At 66.7% G+C, this 18721-nt stretch carries 12 protein-coding genes; all 12 read left to right on the top strand.

Features of this window, described 5'->3' with window-relative positions; genetic code table 11:
• Positions 1-16: 16 nt before the first annotated feature.
• Genes MXD57_RS28900 through MXD57_RS31905 form a run of 12 tightly spaced genes read left to right on the top strand, consistent with a single transcriptional unit; the run spans position 17 to position 18665 of the window.
• Positions 17-1261, top strand: coding sequence for a hypothetical protein (locus tag MXD57_RS28900; RefSeq protein WP_250405125.1), 1245 nt, complete (start codon positions 17-19; stop codon positions 1259-1261).
• A complete protein-coding gene (locus MXD57_RS28895; RefSeq protein WP_250405124.1) occupies positions 1258-2220 on the top strand; it encodes an alpha/beta fold hydrolase in 963 nt (320 codons plus the stop codon). The genes MXD57_RS28900 and MXD57_RS28895 overlap by 4 nt, the downstream gene beginning before the upstream one ends.
• On the top strand, positions 2217-2963 hold the full coding sequence (locus MXD57_RS28890) for a hypothetical protein (protein WP_250405123.1): 747 nt from the start codon (positions 2217-2219) through the stop codon (positions 2961-2963). Before MXD57_RS28895 ends, MXD57_RS28890 begins: the two co-directional genes overlap by 4 nt.
• Positions 2954-4174, top strand: a complete 1221-nt coding sequence (locus tag MXD57_RS28885) for a cytochrome P450 (protein WP_250405122.1) — start codon at positions 2954-2956, stop codon at positions 4172-4174. The genes MXD57_RS28890 and MXD57_RS28885 overlap by 10 nt, the downstream gene beginning before the upstream one ends.
• Complete coding sequence (locus MXD57_RS28880) at positions 4168-7194, top strand: AMP-binding protein (protein WP_250405121.1); 3027 nt, start codon at positions 4168-4170, stop codon at positions 7192-7194. Before MXD57_RS28885 ends, MXD57_RS28880 begins: the two co-directional genes overlap by 7 nt.
• On the top strand, positions 7178-8920 hold the full coding sequence (locus tag MXD57_RS28875) for a non-ribosomal peptide synthetase (RefSeq protein WP_284506236.1): 1743 nt from the start codon (positions 7178-7180) through the stop codon (positions 8918-8920). The genes MXD57_RS28880 and MXD57_RS28875 overlap by 17 nt, the downstream gene beginning before the upstream one ends.
• A gap of 2 nt (positions 8921-8922) precedes the next feature.
• Positions 8923-10371 carry an AMP-binding protein gene (locus MXD57_RS28870; protein ID WP_250405119.1) on the top strand — a complete coding sequence of 483 codons (1449 nt, stop codon included), beginning with the start codon at positions 8923-8925 and terminating at the stop codon, positions 10369-10371.
• On the top strand, positions 10364-11338 hold the full coding sequence (locus MXD57_RS28865) for an ABC transporter ATP-binding protein (protein ID WP_250405118.1): 975 nt from the start codon (positions 10364-10366) through the stop codon (positions 11336-11338). Before MXD57_RS28870 ends, MXD57_RS28865 begins: the two co-directional genes overlap by 8 nt.
• Positions 11326-12123, top strand: coding sequence for an ABC transporter permease (locus MXD57_RS28860; protein ID WP_250405117.1), 798 nt, complete (start codon positions 11326-11328; stop codon positions 12121-12123). The genes MXD57_RS28865 and MXD57_RS28860 overlap by 13 nt, the downstream gene beginning before the upstream one ends.
• The gene (locus MXD57_RS28855; protein ID WP_250405116.1) at positions 12084-12896 is read left to right on the top strand and encodes an ABC transporter permease; all 813 of its coding nucleotides are present in this window, start codon (positions 12084-12086) and stop codon (positions 12894-12896) included. Before MXD57_RS28860 ends, MXD57_RS28855 begins: the two co-directional genes overlap by 40 nt.
• 11 nt (positions 12897-12907) lie before the next feature.
• The gene (locus MXD57_RS28850) at positions 12908-14197 is read left to right on the top strand and encodes a condensation domain-containing protein (protein WP_250405115.1); all 1290 of its coding nucleotides are present in this window, start codon (positions 12908-12910) and stop codon (positions 14195-14197) included.
• Positions 14181-18665, top strand: coding sequence for an amino acid adenylation domain-containing protein (locus tag MXD57_RS31905; protein WP_250405114.1), 4485 nt, complete (start codon positions 14181-14183; stop codon positions 18663-18665). The genes MXD57_RS28850 and MXD57_RS31905 overlap by 17 nt, the downstream gene beginning before the upstream one ends.
• Positions 18666-18721 lie beyond the last annotated feature (56 nt).

Below are 18721 nucleotides of genomic sequence, written 5' to 3'. Positions count from 1 at the left end.
GCGCGAGGAAATGAGCATGCACGAGTACCTGATTCCGCTGGACCAGCGGGTGCCTCCACGACTTGCTGGAGAGCTGTCGAAGCGGGTCTTCTTCGTGTCCGAGGACATCGAGGACTTCGAGCTCGTCGAAGAGACGGAGGGCGACACCAGGGCCGTCTGCGCGGTGCGCGTCACCACACGCGCCCCCTCGGACGCGGCGCAGCTACGGCGCATGCTGCATCAGCTCGTCGCCGACGAGATCCTTCCGCAGCGTTCCGTGAGGCCACATCAGGTCTGGCAGTCGGCCCATCCGGCGACCACGCGAGACAATACGTTCGACCGCATGCTCTCGCAGGGCATGGTGACCCGCTCGGGCGAAGGCCAGTTTGGATTCGGTGAGCCTTTCACCGGCCTGATCTCCCACATCGACGGGCTCTTCCGTGCGGCCGCACAACGCTCATTCGACGCGCTGGAACACCGGTATCCCAGTCTCATTCCTACCGCGGTACTGGCTCGAAGCGGCTATCTGGCCTCCTTCCCACAGTTTCTGATGTTCGCCGCACGCCTCCACGGCGAACTCGATCTCTACAAGGACTTCGTTGAGCAGGTGAGCGGCGGCGACTCTGCCGAGGACACAGCTGCGGCCGTGTCACGGGCCCTGGCCGACCACAGCACCCACTCGGGATACACGCTGTCTCCCGCCGTCTGCTACCACGTCTACGAGCAGCACGCCGGAAGACGCCTGGACGCAGACCTGGTCTCGGTCACGGCGCGTGGGAACTGCTTCCGTCATGAATCTCGGTACCACCGATCCCTGGAGCGGCTGTGGGAGTTCACCATGCGCGAGGTGGTCTTCCTCGGGAGCGCCGACCGGGTGGCGGAGGCCAGAAACGCATTCATGCACGAAGTGTTCGCCATCGTCGATGAACTCGGCCTCGCGGGGCATGCGGAGTCCGCCAGCGACCCCTTCTTCTGCAACGTCAAGGCGGCCGAAAAGATCTGGACCCAGCGCCTCATGCAGCTGAAGTACGAGTTGATTCTCCCGACCGCCGGCGGCCGTTACGTGGCCGCCGTTTCCTTTAACGCGCACGGGAGCTCGCTGGGCGAGGCGTTTTCCATCAGGACACCGGACGGCGGGACGGCCCACACCGGCTGCGTCGCCTTCGGGCTCGAACGCTTCGCGTACGCCTTCGTGTGCCAGCACGGCCTCGACCCGGCTGAATGGCCGGATGCGGTCGCCCGCGCAGTGCGGAATCCCGAGGTAGCGGAGGGGAGCGAATGACCCGCGAGAGTGTCCTGAGGGAAGCTAGGTCCCTCGTCGTCGAGGCATGGCACAGGACGCTTGAGGAGTATCCGGCCGACGATCGGGAGAACTTTTTCGACGCAGGTGGTAACTCCGTTCTGCTCGTCCGGCTGCAACGCGAGCTCACGGCATCGCTGGGCGTCAAGATCCCATTGAAGGACATCCACCGGTCGCCCAGTGTGGAGGGACTGGTGATGAGCCTCTCGGAGCTGGCGGAGTCCCCCTGGGCGCCGAAGTCCGCGCGGGTCGACCTGTATTGCCTACCCTACGCGGGCTGTTCGGCGCGCATGTTCGATAGCTGGCGCGACATGCTTCCGCAATCGATCCGACTGCGACCGCTGGAGCTGCCCGGCCGCGGCTCCCGCGGCGCGGAGCAGGCCATCGACGACCTGCCCTCCCTGCTGCGTGATCTGTCGGCCTCACTGGGTAACCGCGACGGCGAGTTCGCGTTGTTCGGGCACTGCTTCGGAGCCCTGATCGCCCACGAACTCATCAGATTCCGGCGGTCGCAGGGACTGTCTCAGCCGCGGCATCTCATCGTCTCCGCCTCCCGAGCTCCGCATCTGGCCACTCCTGAGGAACAGACGCACGACCTCCCGTTCGATGAACTGAGGGAACGTCTGCGCGAGCAGGGGGTCACGCCGGCCGAACTGCTGGAGAATGACGAACTCATGGAGCTGTACGTGCCTGTGCTCCGTGCGGATTACAAAATCTACGACCTCTATCACTTCGTCGACGACGGTCCGTTGGAGTGTCCCGTCCTCGCCCTGTACGGGGAGGACGACGAGGAGGCCGACCGAGCGGGCATGGAACCGTGGCGTGGCTGTTCCACAGGGCCGTTCACCATCGAGCCGGTGCCAGGCGACCACTTTTTCGTGCAGACCGAGCCAGAGGGCGTGGTGGAGGAGATATGCCGGCAGCTCGGAGTGTCCCGTTGATCGTTGAAGCTGACACCAAGGCGCCCAGACGCTCCATTGTTACGCTGGAGTTCGGCAATGAGGTGCCTCCGAGGAGCTTCGCGGGCCTGATACCCGCACATCGTGCTGAGGACCGGCTGGTCATCGATCCGCTCGCCTTTCCTGGCATGGGCCGCAGGGTCGTCCGGATCGCCGAGCAAGCGCAGTTCTGGGCCGATCGCATCAACCGGACGGTGGCAAGACCTCAGGCCGTGCTCGCCTACTGCTCGGCCGCCTCGCTGGCGGAGCACATCGTGGCAGCCCTGAAGAGATCAGACGTCCGCCTGATCCTGTTCGATCCGGAATACCCGGACCGTCAGGCACCCATGAGCCTGTTCAGGGAACTCGCGGACTCCTCCGGTGGCACCGGGGCGACCGAGCAGATCCCCGACCTGACGGGTCTGCCCGCCGACGAGTTGCTTCGGCAAGCCGGGGCGTTCCTCGTCGAGCTCCTCGAACGAAATGCTCCAGACCTCGACCGCACCATCGCTGAGGAGCTGACCACGGGGCAGCGCGCCTGGCTGAGCTTTGTCCTGGCCACCAGCCCTGCGCCCATCGGCGTGTGCCGCCCGGACCACGTCTTCCTCAGTGACTCCAGCACATGGCGGGCCAGCCGTGACGCGGCGGTGCATCACATCGGAGGTCCGCCCACCGAGCTCTTCAGATCCCCGAGTGTGACGACCGAACTGTCCGAGATCCTGGGCGCCGGAGCGACATGCAACTGACGCAGACCACTCCCGCACGGTGCCCCTACTCGCACGATGCCGCCACGCGCCCCGACCCCTGCGCGGACTATCTCCCGTGGCGGACCGATGCTCCGGTGCGCAAGGACGAACTGCTCGGCGTTTGGGTGGTGACGGGCTTCCCGGAGGTGTCACGGCTGCTGATGAGCCCTATGCTGTCGTCGGCCTGGCCGGCCGAGGGCATGACGGAACTCCACCTGGGCGGCCCGGAGCGAGAGGGCAGGAGCCGTACGTCGGACATCGTGCGGCGCTGGTTTATGTTCAGGGACGGCGCGGGGCACGCCACTCTCAGGAAGCTGATGGCGCCGTTGTTCGTGCCGGAACGGGTCTCTGGGATGCGCCCCCGCGTCGAGGCGATGGTGGCCGAACTGCTGTCCGCGCACCGTGCGGACAGTGTGCTGGACGTGATGGCCAACCTCGCCGTGCCGCTGTCCAGCCGGGTCATCTGCCACGTTCTGGGCCTCCCGGAGGCGGTGGCCCCGCGACTGCACGGATGGGCCCAGGACATCGCCGCTCTGCTCATCGCCGACTACCAGCCCGAGGTCGTCGTGCGCGGTGACCGGGCGCTGCAGGAGATCCAGGACGTGATCGAGCAGGTACTCGACCTCGGCGACGTCCCGGAGACCAGCGGCCTCGGGATTCTGCGGCACGCCGTTCGCGACGGGCTGATCGACCAGGCCGATATACCGGCCACCGCGAGTCTGCTGGTCTATGCGGGATACGAGACCACATCCACCTTCATCGGCAAGGCGGTGCGAGCCCTGTTCCACTCGGGAACGTGGCACGCGCTGACCTCTCGAGCTCCGTCGTCGATGGTGGAGGAACTGCTCAGATTCGACACCTCGGTGCAGCAGGTCGCCCGGATCGCCACAGCACCGGTCACGGTGGCCCGACACCGCATCGAGACCGGCGACCTGGTGCTGCTAATGCTCGGCGCCGCCAACAGGGATCCCTCCGTGTTCGCCGAGCCCGACACCGTGTCCGGTGACCGGAGCATCCGCAGACATCTGGCCTTTGGGCAGGGCCCTCACTACTGCCTGGGTGCCGGGCTGGCCCGTCTGGAGGCGGAGGTCGTGCTCACCACGTTGACGGCACGCTTCACCACCGTCCACCTCGCGGAGCCACCGGCCATCCGCTCACACCACGGAGTGACCGTGCTGGAAAGCCTCAAGATCCGGGTGGAGTCGTGCTGACGCCGGACGAGACCATCCACGGGGCGTTCGCCCAGCAGGCTCGGCACAGGCCAGCCGAGGCGGCACTGATCCAGGGCGGGACGGTGCTGACCTATGCCGAGCTAGCCCGGGCGGCGGACGACTACGCGGTCGAGCTCGCAGCGTTTGGCGTCCGCCGGGGCGACCTCGTGCCGGTCATGCTGCCACGCTCACCGGAGCTGGTGGCGATGCTGCTGGCGCTGCTGAAACTGGGTGCGGCCTATTCCGTTCTGGACCCGCGATGGCCGCAGGAGCGTAGGGACGAGGTCGTCCGTCGGCTCGGTCCGCCGGTCCTGGTGACGCACGCCCGGCCTGTCCTGGCGGCGATCAACAGCGGCCGTCACACGGAAGGCGCCATGATCGGCGGGAAAGCGCCCGCGACGGTCTTCTTCACCTCGGGCACGACCGGCACGCCGAAGGGGGTGGTGTCTCCGCACCGAGCCACCACTAGACTGTTCACCGCCGGGAGCTTTGCCGACTTCGGGCCGGGCTGCATCACCTCCGTCGCCGCCGCGATGGCGTGGGACGCGTTCTCGCTCGAGCTGTGGGGCCCGCTGGTCAGCGGAGGCACGGCGGTCCTTGCCGGTGGCGACTACTTCCTCCCGGACACGCTGTCCCGGATGATCCGCGACCACGGCGTGAACACGACCTGGCTTACCGTCTCGCTCTTCAACCTGTTCGTGGACGAGCGGCCCGAATGCTTCCGGGGGCTGTCACAACTAATCATCGGCGGGGAGCGGCTCTCGCCCGCTCACGTCCGGCGATTCCTGACCGCGCATCCCACCATCACGCTGCTCAACGGGTACGGCCCCGTGGAGAGCTGCGTCTTCGCCACGACGCACCGGGTGACGCTCGCCGACACCGAACGCAACAAGGGCATCCCGCTGGGCCGGCCGGTACCCCGCACGCAGGTCGTGGTGCTGCGGGACCAGGTGGCGACGGCTCCTGGCAGGCCGGGCGAGATCTGGATCGGCGGTGACGGCCTGGCCGCCGAGTACCTCGCCGACCCAGAGGAGACCGGGAAACAGTTCGTGACCGTTTCGACGGTGGCCGGCAAGACCCGTCTGTACCGTACGGGAGACCTCGGCTTCCTTGACGACGACGGGATCCTCCACTACCTGGGCCGTGCGGACCGGCAGGTCAAGATCCGGGGCCACCGGGTTGAACCGGCCGAGGTCGAGAGCGCCTGCGAGGCACTGCCGGAGGTCGAGCGGGCCGTTGTCGCCCCCGTCGAGGGAGCTGGCCTCTCAGCCACACGCCTCGCGCTGTTCTACACCCCGGCACCGGGGCGGCAGCCGGGGGCGCCGTCGATGACGGACCGTCTGCGAGAGGTGCTTCCCGCCTACTGCGTACCGGACCTGATCGAAGAGGTGACGGCGTTCCCGCTGACGGCGCAGGGCAAGACCGACCACCGCGCGCTCCTGGCCGGGCTCGGCCGGCCCGAGGAGGCGCCCGGTACGGATGTGGACTCTCTCTTCAAGGAGATCCTCAAGTTCGGTGACGGGCAGCTCGACCGGTGGTCGCCCGACGCGTCCTGGGCCGCGCTCGGGGGCACCTCACTGGACGCCATGCGTCTGTGCGCCCGAATCCAGGCGCAGCTCGGCGTGCACGTGTCCGTGTCCGCGTTCATGAGGGATCCGAGCCTCAACGGGCTACGCCGGCTGTTGGGAGAGGCCATGGCGCTGCCCGCCGGCGACGCCTCCTCGGCGTCTGCTGCATCCGATGCGGAGACGGTCCCGCTCCGGGGTATGTCGGCCCACTTCTGCATGACGTACGAGATGGATCCGCAGGACACCTCCGCACTGTGCCGAAGGGCCTGGCGGATCGAGGGCCCGGTCGATCTGGTGGCACTCGAACAGGCCCTGGGGGACCTGCACGAGCGGCACGAGGCACTGCGCGCCTCGTATGTTCTGGGGGACGGCCTGGAAGCACGCACTGCTCCCAGGCGAGACCACACGGTGCTGATCGACCTAGGGCGACGGGACGACGACGCATCCGCGGAGTCCGCCCTGCGGGAGGCCCTGCTGAGGCCGCTCCGAATCCAGGCGGGTGAGGTCTGGCGCTGCGTGATGGTCGCAGCGGCGAAGGGCAGCACCCTACTGGGGCTGGCCGTGCACCACGTCGCCTTCGACGGCTGGTCCGAGACCCTGCTCCTGTCCGAGCTGACGGCAGCGTACCGACGCCGGCTCGGCGGGGCTCGTGAGACCTTCGACGGGCCCGCCCCCACCCTGGCGGAACTCGCCGTGGAGCAGGCCGCAGTTCGCAGCCATCCGGACTACGAACGACAGCTGGGTCACTGGAAGGCAACGCTGCTCGGCGCGCCGGACCTGGACCTGCCGAGACCCCGGTCGACGGACGGCGACGAGCCGGTGGGCGTGTTCCGCTTCGTCCTCGACGGCAGTGCCGTCGAGGACCTGACCCGGATCGCGTGGCAATGCGACGGCACGTTGTTCTCGACCCTTTTGACGGGATACCACGCCACCCTGCGCGAAGTGCTGGGTCAGGACGACTTCTGTATCGGCGTCCCGGTCGCACGCCGGGGCGGCGCGCAGGCGATCCGCGCCGTGGCATGCCTGGTGGACATGCTGTGCGTACGCCTCCCGCCCGCGGATGCGCGAGGTTCACTGCTAGACCGCGTACACCAGACCCATCCGGTGATCGAGGCGGCCATGGCAAGCCAGGACGTCGCGTTCGACGAGGTGGTGGCTGCCCTGGCTACTCCTCGGACGGCCCGCAACCCCCTCTATCAGACCGTGTTCGCCTACCAGAACAACGCCGCTGGGGAGTTGCAGCTCGACGGGTGCATCGTTCGTCCGCTGCCACAGCCACCTGCCCTGCCACCCGCGGAGCTGGTCTGCGAGGCGTGGCCACAGCCCGATGGCGGACTGCAAGTGGATGTGGCCTTCCGTACAACGCTGGTGCGGCGCGACGTGGCGCAACGCATCACCGACGTATATGAGGCCCTGCTGACCAAGAAAGACACCGATGACATCTCCTGCTGAGCCTTTCACGCCCGCCCGCCACGTACTGGAGCGGCTGGCACTCCGTACGCCCGACATCGTGGCCATCGAGACGGCCACCGAAGAAGTCACCTACGCCCAGCTCTGGGAGAGGTCGGGTTCTGTCGCGGCCTGGCTGCGGAATCTGCCGGAGTTCCGGGAAGGCGGGCTCGTCGGGGTGCTCCACCCGCGTGGTGTGGCGGGCATCGTCGTTCAGCTGGGTATCTGGCGCGCCGGCTGCGCATACCTGCCTTTGGACCCCCGCCTTCCCCAGGGGCGTCTCGAAGCGATCCTGACGGACGCTCGTCCCCTCGCCGTCCTGGCACCTGCAGGCGAGGGCACGGCCCTGGCCGGGGTGCTGCCCGTACGTCATCCCGAGGAAGCCGACACTGCGACGACGGACCCGAACGCCGTGTCGGCCACCTGCGCATACGTGATCTACACGTCAGGATCCACCGGCACTCCCAAGGGGGTGGCGGTCGGCCACGCGAGCCTGGCCAATCTGGTCGACTGGCATCGGCGAACCTACGGCACCGGGCCGGGCACACGGGTCGCAGCGTTCGCCGGCCTGGCCTTCGACGCTACGGTATGGGAAGTGTGGTCCACGCTGTTGAGTGGAGCGACGCTTGTCCTGCCCGAGGATCGCACCACCGTGGATGTGTCGACCATCCGGGACTTCCTGACCAGGCGCCGCATCGATCACTGCTTCCTCAGCACCCCTCTGGCGGAACAGTTCTTTGCTCTGCCAGACCCGCCCGCCACATTGCAGATCCTGACTACAGGTGGAGACCGCCTGCGGGTCCACCCGCCCGCCGGCTTCCCCCCGGCGGTGTACAACCACTACGGACCGACTGAGGCGACCGTCGTCACCACGGCCAGCGACGATCTCAGGAAAGGTGACCGCGCCTTCCTCCCGGACATCGGCCGCCCGATCTCCGGTGCGGCTGTCCGCCTGGTCGACGCGTCCGGTGCGACAGTCACCGAGCCGGGTGAGGCCGGCGAACTGTGGATCGGCGGCATGGTCCTGGCCCTCGGTTACTGGCAGGACGAAGAACTCACCCGAGAACGGTTCCGGCGTACCGAGGACGGTGCTCTCTGGTACCGCTCGGGGGACATCTGCCGCTGGAACCGGCACGGACAGCTCGAGTACGTCGAACGCCAGGACACCCAGGTGAACCTGCGTGGGCACCGCATCGAACTCGCCGAAATCGAACAGGTGCTGCTGGGCGTCGCCGGTGTGAAGCAGGCGGTGGTTGTAGTACGCGACGACCCATACGGCGGGGCACTGGTGGCGTTCGTGTCCGGCGTACGGGACACAGAGCCGCTGCGCAGCGAACTCACTCGGTCGCTGCCGACGTACATGGTTCCGGGGACGTTTCAGCTCATGGACGAGCTGCCGCTCAACAGCAGCGGCAAGATCGACCGAGCGTTCCTGGCCCGGACGGCGGGAGACCACGAGCCCCCGGCCAAAGCCGATGTAGAGCCTTTGGGCGATCCGTCGAGCACGCTTGCCGTCGTGGCCGGCATCTGGAACGAATTCCTCGGCCGGACGCCGGCGCCCGACGACGACTTCTTCCAGACCGGCGGCCATTCACTGCTGGCCGCGCGAGTCACAGGCCGGGTCCGGGAGGCGTTCGGGATCGACATCGCCCTGCAAGAGATCTTCGGGCATCCGGTTCTTGTCGACTACGCACGCCGCGTCGACAAGCTGCGCACAGGAGGGCACTGACGATGCGCACGATCTGGCACGTGTTCGAAGAGCGGCGTTCTCGTGAGCCGACCGCGCTCGCGGCCGTCGGTGACCGCGCGTATAGCTACCAGGACATTGGTGAGCGGGCCGAGCTACTGGCGGAACGCATCGCGGGCAGCACGCCGTCGGGCTCTCTTGTGGCACTGGAGGCCGACGACGCCGTAAGCGCGGCGGTCGGCTTCCTGGCCGCGGCCCGATGCGCTTGCACCGTCCTGCCCCTCAACGGGCAGAGCCCGGCGGCGCACCGGAACCGGATTCTCGCCGACGCCCGCCCGTCGCTACACCTGCTGGCCACCAGCGCAGGCGAATTCGCCGTCGCGGAGACCGGCCTCGACACCGACGTCCCGGCGCGTGAAGCAGACCTCGCCGATGTCGCGTACGTCATCTACACCTCCGGATCCACAGGCCGCCCCAAAGGCGTAGTCGTGTCTCACGAAGCCCTTGTCGCCCGCCTGTCGGGGCTGGCGACGACACCAGGGATGAAACCCGGTGAGGGCATCCTGGCGATGACCGCGCTGTCGTTCGACATCTCGCTCGCTGAGATCCTGCTTCCGTTTGTGGCCGGCGGGTACCTGATCGACGCTCCGCGGGAGGCCCGCTGGGACCCTGACGTCTTCGCCGCGGTGGTGGAGGAGAGGGAGCCTGACCTCATCCAGGCCACTCCGAGCTTCTGGCGCATGGTCCTGGCGGGAGGCTGGGCTGGCGCGCCGAAGAGCCGTATCTGGTGCGGGGGAGAGGCACTGACGCCGGAGCTGGCGCGCCGACTCGTCGAGCACTGCCTGGAGTTGTGGAATCTCTACGGTCCGACCGAGGCAACCATCTGGGCGTCGGCCGCGCGGATCCACTCCTCCGAGTCGGTGACACTCGGGGCCGCACTCCCGGACTCGGGGCTCTACCTGGACGGACCCCGTGCGCCAGACGGTTCCCAGGAAGGAGAGATCCTGCTGTACGGAGCCGGACTCGCGCTCGGCTACTTCGGACAGCCCGAGCTGACTCGGGACCGTTTCACCCTGCACCACACGCCGCAGGGACGCCAGCTCGTGTACCGCACCGGTGACCGGGCACACCAGCGTCCCGACGGCTCCCTGCTTTTTCTGGGGCGCACCGACGACCAGGTGAAGCTTCGCGGACACCGCATAGAGCTGGGTGAGATCGAGGCGGTCCTCGAAGAGCACCCCCATGTCTCAGCCGCAGTCGTCCTGTTGCGCGATGCCGAGCGTCCGGAACGGAGCTACCTCGAGGCATTCGTCGCCGCTGGGGCCGCCGCCGACAAAGCCGACATTCGGCGATGGGTGAGAGAGCGGCTGCCCGCCGTGCAGTGCCCGACGCAGATCTCCATCCAACCTTCGTTGCCGCGTACCAGCGCGGGCAAGGTGGACCGGGTCCGATTGACCGAAGCCCCCCCACAGCAAGGCGCTGAACATGAGTGATTATGCGATCGAACTTGAAAACCTGTCGCGCACTTTCCGAGTTGGCCCTGGCAGGACGAAACAGGCCGTCGACGGTCTCTCGCTGTCCATTGAGCGCGGAGAAATGTTCGGCCTGCTGGGCCCGAACGGCGCCGGTAAAACGAGCACGGTCAAGATCCTCATGACGGTGCTCCTGCCGACCTCGGGCCACGCGCGCATCCTGGGTGACGACGTGGTGGAACAGGTCGAGCGGGTCCGCCGCCGGACCGGGGTGATTCTGGGGGGCGATGCAGGCTTGTACGCGCGCCTGTCCGCGCGGGACAACCTCCTGCTCTTTGCCGATCTGTACGGCATCCCTTACCGCGAACAGAAGCGACGCATAGGCGAGTTGCTGGAGATGGTTGGTCTGCTCAAGAGCGAGCGGGCCCGTGTCGAGACGTTCTCCCGCGGGATGAAGCAACGGCTGCACATCGCCCGAGGTCTGCTGCACGATCCCGAGGTCGTCATCCTGGACGAACCCAGCAACGGAATCGACCCGGTGGGCGCGCGTGAGCTCCGGGAACTGGTACGGGGAACCGTGCGGGACGGACGCACGGTCCTGATGACCACGCACTACATGTTCGAGGCCGACGAGCTGTGCGACCGTGTGGCCGTGATGCGGGACGGAAAGAAGATCGCCGAGGGCACGCCGGAGTCGTTGAAGAAGCAGACGGACGGGCAGGTCGTCCTCTCCCTGGACATCATCGGCGTCGGCGAGCCGGACCTCGACCGGCTTCGGGCTCTGCCCGGAGTGCACTCCGTGAGCGTGGCGGAGGTGGACGGTAGCCAGCGATTGGATCTGCACTGCGACCAGCAGACCGATGCCACGGCGGCGGTCCTGGAGGAACTGCGTCACCTGACCGTGCTCCGGGTGTCGAAGCGTGAGCCGACCCTTGAGGATGCCTACGTCTCTCTGGTCTCGGGTGGTGACGCGACATGGACGTCCTGATCCGTCGTGTCGTGAGCACGGCGCTGGTCCTCTCGCGAGGGTGGCTGTTGGAGCTGCGCCAGCTGATGCGCTCCCGGCTCTACCTGGTCACAGCTGTGATCCTGCCTCTGGTGTTCGCCTCGCTCGCGCACTACATGTTCGCCGGTTCGCAGCGGACGGAGGGGCCACTCGTGATCGCGCTGAGCGCAGGTCTGATGGGTATGTGGTCAACGACGCTGATGGGGTCCGGCAGTGCCATCAACCGGCTTCGCTTCATGCAGGTTCTGGAGCCTCTCGTGGCCTGCCCCACTCCCACGTTTCTGTTCTCCCTGCCCTTCGCGCTCGCCACGGCGTCAATGGGTCTCTACTCGCTGGGCGCCACGCTGGCATGGAGTGCGCTGTTCTTCGGTATGCCCCTGGAGCTGGCGAGTCCGGTGCTCTTCGTGGTCGCCGTGGTGGTCACCGTCGTCTCCCTGTCGATGCTGGGGCTACTGTTGGCGTCCGCGTTCATCCTCTATCCCACGGCGCAGGCGCTGGCTAACTTCTTCGAGTATCCGATCTGGATGCTGAGCGGTGTTCTGGTACCGGTGAGTTCGCTGCCGTCATCGGTGCGGTACGCCGCCGATCTGCTCGCCCCCTCGTGGGGCGTAAAGGCGATCATGCGCTCCGCAACCGGGGAGAGCGGCACCTTCTCGGCGGTATTGATTTGTTCGCTCCTTTCCGTTCTCTACGCAGCGATCACGCTCATCCTACTGAGGAGGTTCGAGTGGCTGGCACGTTCCAGCGGAACACTGGCGCTGCAGTGACGCTTCGACTGTTCTTCATGGCCGGCTGGCGTTCGCACATGGCGCTGTTCCGCTGGATGCGGCCATCGGCGTTCTTTCCAACCGTCATTGGTGTACCCACCGTGCAATTGGTCTGGTTCGTCTACCTCGGCAACTATGTCGGCACACATCCGGTCGCCTACTACGCCGTGGGCAACGCCCTGCACGCCTCCGCCATCGCGGGCCTGTTCGCTCCGGCCATGTCCATTCAGGGAGAGCGGTTCAGTGGAACACTGACCGCGGTGCTCGCCACTCCCGCCCGACGGAGCGTCATGTTCCTGGGCCGGGTCGTCCCTGCGGTTCTGATCGGTTTTCTCACCTCTGTCGTCATGTTCGCCCTGGCCGCGGTGGTGGGGGATGTGGAACTGCCTTGGTCCCGCTTGCCACAGCTGGCCGGTGTCATCCTCGTGACAGCTACCTCCTGTAGTGCTTTCGGTCTGCTAATCGGCGCCATTGGCCTGCGAACGCGTGAGGCGATACTCATGGCAAACCTGGCCTCCTATTTCATGCTGCTGGTTTGCGGCATCAACGTATCGCTCGAAAGCCTGCCGGACTGGCTCGCAGCGGTCGGTCGCCTCATGCCGATGACTCACGGAATCCAGGCGGCTCGAGACGTGCTCGCGGGAACCACGGGGACCGGAGTGCTGCTGCTCCTCGAGCTTCTCAAGACGGCGGTGTTCCTGGGTATCGCGCTCATAATGCTGAGGTGCCTGGAGCAGAGCAGCCGTCGTCATGCCGTTCTCGATGAGATGTGAGTGTGCCTATCATGCCGATCCTGGCAGTTGCACCTTTGACGTTCGGCCAGCTGTCGCTGTGGCGATCGATCCAGGAATTGACCGCCGAAAGGCTCAGCGTGGCCAACCTCCAGCGCAGTTGGGCTCTGCCCGAGGGCTGCTCATCGGCCGATCTGGAATCGGCAATGTCGCTCCTAGTCAAGCGTCATGAGGCGCTCCGCACGCGGTTCCGCCGGTCGGGACCGCGCGGCATCGAGCAGGAGGTCTGGGCGGCTGAGCCCGTACGACTGAAGATCGTGGAGGCTGGCGACGATGCGGAACGCACCGCGGCCAAAGTGGCCCGAGGGCTCACCGAGCAGCCCTTCGACCTGGCGGCCGAGTTCCTTTGGCGCGCGGTGGCCGTCGGACGGAACGGCGAGCCGCTCTACCTTTGCCTGAGCATTCATCACATGGCTGCCGATCGCGTGTCGCTCGGGCTGCTGTACGACGACCTGTGCACGCTTCTTGCCGGCGGTTCGTTCGACGGCGCGGCCGCCACGCCCCGAGCCGTGGCCGAGACACAGGCATCCGAGGCATGGGCCCCGCGCAGAGCAGCCGCCGTCGAGCACTGGCGAAAGGCCCTGGAAGCGGCACCGCCCCCCCTCCCGCCAGCAGGACCTAACGCGGCTATGTTCTCTGGCAGCTTCCGCTCCACGACGGCCCTCGACGCCACCCGGACCTGCGCAGACCGACTCGGTGTCTCGATGCACAGTGTCCTGCTCGCCGTTCTGTGCGACACGCTTGCCGAGCAAACGGGTGAGAACCAGCTACTGATCGGGATGATGGCGGGCAACCGGAACGACGCCGCATCCCGGACCCTGGTGGCGTCCCAAAACCAGCTGGTGCCCTACCTGGTCAAGCGGGACACACATGACCCCTTCGATACGTTCACTCGCCAGGTTCACTGGGAGACGCTGCTCGCCTATCGGCACGGTTCTTTCGATGTCGACGACGTGGAGCCGCTCGCGAAGAGATACGGGCGTTACGGCAACGGGGACGGATTCGACTACATCTTCAACTTCGCTCAGGGCCCCACGGTCCCCGACGGGACCACACGCGGCGAAGGGGAGATCCAGGTGCGGTCCGCCGGGCGCGACATCGGATACCCGCTGTACTTTCAGGCTGGCAAATCCGCAGACGCGCTGTGGTGCCAACTGAGCCTGCGTAAGGAGACGGAGGAGACAGGCTTCGAGAGCGAAGTTCGATACCTGCAGGAGACCAGGGCGTTCCTCGACGCTTTCCTGCTCAAACTGAGGGGACAGGCAAGTGGTCAGCCCGTTTGAGAATGAATCCGGGCTCTACTCGGTACTCGTCAACCAGCAGGGCGATCACTCACTGTGGCCGGCCGGACTCACGATCCCGGCGGGCTGGACATGCGTACAAGCCGAGGACACCCGTGACGCCTGTATTCGGTACCTCGAGGCGGGTGGAACCGAATCGGGCGGTCCTGCCGTACCCCCAGAATGGCGGAGTACGGCGTCGGCTCACCCGCAGGATTGGCTGAGCGAGCCGTCGACAGCGGTGCGCCGCCAGCAAGGGGAAGAGGTCTTCGAGGAGACACAGCTTGAGCTACTCCGCCGCATCTTCGCCGACCTGCTCGGCTTGGCCGAGGTGGGGGCCGACGACGACTTCTTCGCACTCGGTGGCCAGTCCCTGCTGGCGGCCCGGCTGATCAGCCGTGTCCGGTCGGAGTTCGGTGTAGACGTCGCGCTCCGCGACTTCTTCCGTTCCCCCACGGTCACCGGCCTGCTGACCCGCATCGCCTCCCCAGAGGGAACGAGTTTCAGTTTCACCGTCCCGCGGCTCAGACCGGTCGTGCACGGTGATGCGGCACCGCTGTCCTTCGCCCAGCAGCGCATGTGGCTGCTAGACCGACTGGCAGGGCCGAGCTCCACCTACAACGTCACGGAGGCGTTCCGGCTGCACGGCAGGCTGGACGTCGAAGCGCTTCGGAAGGCCCTCGGCGACGTGGTGGCGCGCCACGACACGCTCCGAACGATCTACGAGTCGCGCGATGGTGACGTCTTCCAGCGTGTGCTTTCGCGGGCGGCACCGGTGCTGCAGGTCGCGACCTGCAGCGCAGAGGAAGTGCCCCGGCGCGTGGCACAGGTGGCCGGTTCCGTGTTCCAGCTGAACACGGAACTGCCGCTACGTGCCCTGCTCCTTCACCTTTCCACGGGACAGTTCGTCTTCGTGTTGACCATTCACCACATTGCCTGTGATGGCTGGTCGATGCGCCCTCTGATGGCCGATCTCGGCTTCGCCTATGCGGAGCGCTCGGCGGGTCGTCGTCCGGACTGGGAGCCGCTTCCAGTGCGGTACGCCGACTACGCGGTGTGGCAGCGCGAGCTGCTCGGCCGTACCGATGAACCACACAGTGTCTTGGCTACCCAACTCGCCTTCTGGCGCCGGATCATGGAGGACGCTCCCGAAAACCTACCGCTCCCTTTCGACCGGAAGCGTCCAGCAGTTCTGGACTACGCAGGCTCGACCGTGCCGTTCTCCATCGACGCGGCGCTGCACGCTCGCCTCCTCCGGGTCGCACGAGACCACGACGCGACGCTCTTCATGGTGCTGCACGCCGGGCTCGCGGCGCTCCTGACCCGCATCGGTTCCGGAACCGATCTGCCCATCGGCTCTGCCGTGGCCGGCCGCAACGCTCCGGAACTTGACGACCTGGTCGGGTTCTTCGTCAACACGATTGTGCTCCGCACGGACACCTCCGGAGACCCTTCATTCCGCTCGTTGCTGCTCCGTGTCAGGGAACTCGACCTAGCGGCGTTCGGGCACCAGGACGTTCCCTTCCAGACACTCGTGGAGCATCTAAGGCCCGCTCGAGAGAACGCCCGCCATCCCCTGTTCCAGGTGTTTCTGCTCCTGCAGAACAACGTGCAGGGGGAGTTGCGTCTCGGTGACGTGACGGTCGCGCCCGAGCCGGTGCCTTCGAGCACGGCGAAGTTCGACCTCTCCGTGTACATCACGGAGGAAAGATTTCAGGATGGGCAACCGGGCGGTCTGTCAGGCTCCGTTGAGTACGCAGCCGCTCTGTTCGACCGGCCCACCGTCGAGGGCCTCGTCGACGCACTGGTGCATCTTCTCGAGTCTGCGGCCAAGGAACCCGACCGGCCCGTCAGCGAACTGAGGGTGATGTCGGCAGCCGAGCAGCAGCGCATGCTGCAGGCGTGGAGCGGCGACGACAGGCCCCTGCCGACCATGACCCTACCCGAGGCATTCGAGGCACAGGCGGCGCGCACCCCGGAGCACACCGCCGTGATCTGCGGCGAAACACACAAGTCCTACGCAGAGTTCCGCGCCGACGTTCGCCGGCTGGCGCGAGCGTTGCAAGCACACGGCATCGGCCCCGGCGGACTGGTCGCCGTCGCGCTGCCCCGCTGCTGCAGACTGGTGACGGCGCTGCACGCCGTCCAGCTGGCGGGCGCGGCTTACCTCCCCCTCGATCCGAGTGATCCGCCCGCTCGGACGGATGTGGTCCTCGCGGATGCCGATCCGGATTTCGTCCTGACACCCGAGCTCTACGCCTCACTGATGGAAGAGCCCTCGGCTGACACCGTTGCACCGTTGTCCGCCGCACCCACCCCGGACAACCTGGCCTATGTCCTCTACACTTCTGGCTCTACCGGCCGCCCCAAGGGGGTGAAGATCACCCACGCGGCAATCCTGAACCGTCTACTGTGGATGCAACGGCGGTTCCCCCTCGACCCGACGGACCGAGTGCTGCAGAAGACTCCGTGCAGCTTCGACGTGTCGGTCTGGGAGTTCTTCTGGCCCTTGTCAGTTGGCGCGACACTTGTGGTGGCACGGCCCGAAGGGCATAGGGACCCCGCTTACCTGACCTGGCTCATAGAGCAGGAGAAGGTGACCACCTTGCATTTCGTGCCGTCCATGCTCGACGTTTTCCTGCGGTCTGCGCAGTCCGAGCGCTGTCGCTCATTGCGCAGAGTGATGTGCAGTGGAGAAGCACTGCCCGCAGGGCTGGCGCGGCGCTTCTTCCAGTTGTTGGACGCCGAGTTGCACAACTTGTACGGCCCCACCGAGGCGTCGGTGGACGTGACCCATTGGCAGTGCCATCCCGAGGACGACGCCGACACCGTGCCCATCGGAAGGCCCCTAACCAACACCCAGGTGTACGTCCTGGACGAGACGCTGCGCCCGGTGCTGCCCGGAGCGGTGGGCGAGTTGTACCTTGCGGGAGTGCAGTTGGCGCAGGGTTACCTGAACCGCACTGTGCTCACCGCAGAGCGCTTCGTGGCCAACCCCTTCGGAGCTCCCGGCACGCGCATGTACCGCACGGGCGACCTCGCCCGCTCGACGGCGAACGGCGTGATCGACTATGTCGGGCGGGTCGACGACCAGGTTAAGATCCGCGGCGTCAGGATCGAACCTGGCGAGATCGAGTCCGTTCTGGCCGAGCAGGGCGACGTCGGCCGGGCCGCGGTGGTTGTCCGCGAAGACCGTCCGGGTGACCAGCGGCTTGTCGCCTACGTGGTGCCTATCCCTGGCGCCCGGCTGGATCTCGCGACGTTGCGGCGGCGAATGGCCGAGCTTCTGCCCGGCGCGCTCGTCCCTTCCGCGTTCGTGCTCCTGCCGCATCTTCCGCTCACCTCCAGCGGCAAGCTGGACCGCCGTCTTCTTCCCGCGCCGGTCCAAGCCGACCCGGACGTCGAACGGCGCCTGCCGGGCTCTCGTACGGAGGCGGTTCTCGCGAAGCTTTTCGCCAATGCGCTGGGGCTGCCCCAGGTGGGAGTGGACGAGAGCTTCTTTGAGCTGGGCGGCCACTCCCTCCTGGCGGTTGGCCTTGTTGAGCGTGTCCTGGCCGAGTTCGGGCAGGAGCTCAGCGTCGGCTCGCTGTACCGCACACCGACCGTTGCCGGACTGGCAGCATTCATCGAACAGGACGGACGGTCCGGGGACAGCGGTTCTCTTGCCGCGGGCTTCTCCCTCGGCCTGGACGTACTGCTCCCGCTTCGGACTGCTGGGAGCAAGCCGCCCTTGTTCTGCATCCATCCGGCCGCCGGCATCGGTTGGAGCTACGCGGGTCTGCTGCCCCACCTGGAAGGAGTTCCACTGTACGCACTCCAGTCGCCTGCGCTGGCCGACGCGGACGCTCACCCCGAGAGCGTCGAGAGCCTCGCGAGGGACTACATCGGGCAAATCAGAGCCGTCCAGCAGCAGGGACCGTACCGTCTCCTCGGCTGGTCGTTCGGTGCGAGTGTGGCTTACGAGATCGCGGTGCAACTCCAGGCGGCGGAAGAGGAGGTCGGTCTGCTCGCCGTGCTGGACGGCTACCCGGCAGCCCCTGCGGACGCAGTGAGCAGAATCAGACCGTCGGCCGACAGTCCGGAGGTACTGCACTCTTTGCTGGCATCCTTGGGCATCACAGCAGAGTCACCAGGAGCCGCTTCCTCTATGACGGCCAACGACTTTCTCATGCTCGCTGGGCACGAGGGTAGTCCCCTCCAAGGGATGCCCGACGAGACACTCCTCATCATGGCCCGCGTCTTCGCCGCGCACACGACGCTCACCGGAACTCTCTCCGGCGGCATCCACGCCGGGAACCTGCTCCTGTTCGCCGCGACGCAGGGCAAAGACGACACCTCACCCGCCCCCGAGTCCTGGCAGAGGTACGTCACCGGGCAGATCGAGGTTCACCAGGTCCCCTGCGCACACGGTGCCATGCTGCGTGGTCCCGCCTTGGAACAGATAGCCGTCGTGCTAAACGAGCGCCTGTAGCCACTTGAGCCCACCATCTTGAGACAAGGAGTCTTTTTCCAACCTGCGTCTGTGGC

The sequence above is a fragment of the Streptomyces cellostaticus genome, assembly GCF_023630175.1.
Lineage (GTDB): Bacteria > Actinomycetota > Actinomycetes > Streptomycetales > Streptomycetaceae > Streptomyces > Streptomyces cellostaticus_A.
The sequence above is the reverse complement of the archived record's forward strand: the minus strand, read 5'-3'. Positions and strand labels throughout refer to the sequence as shown.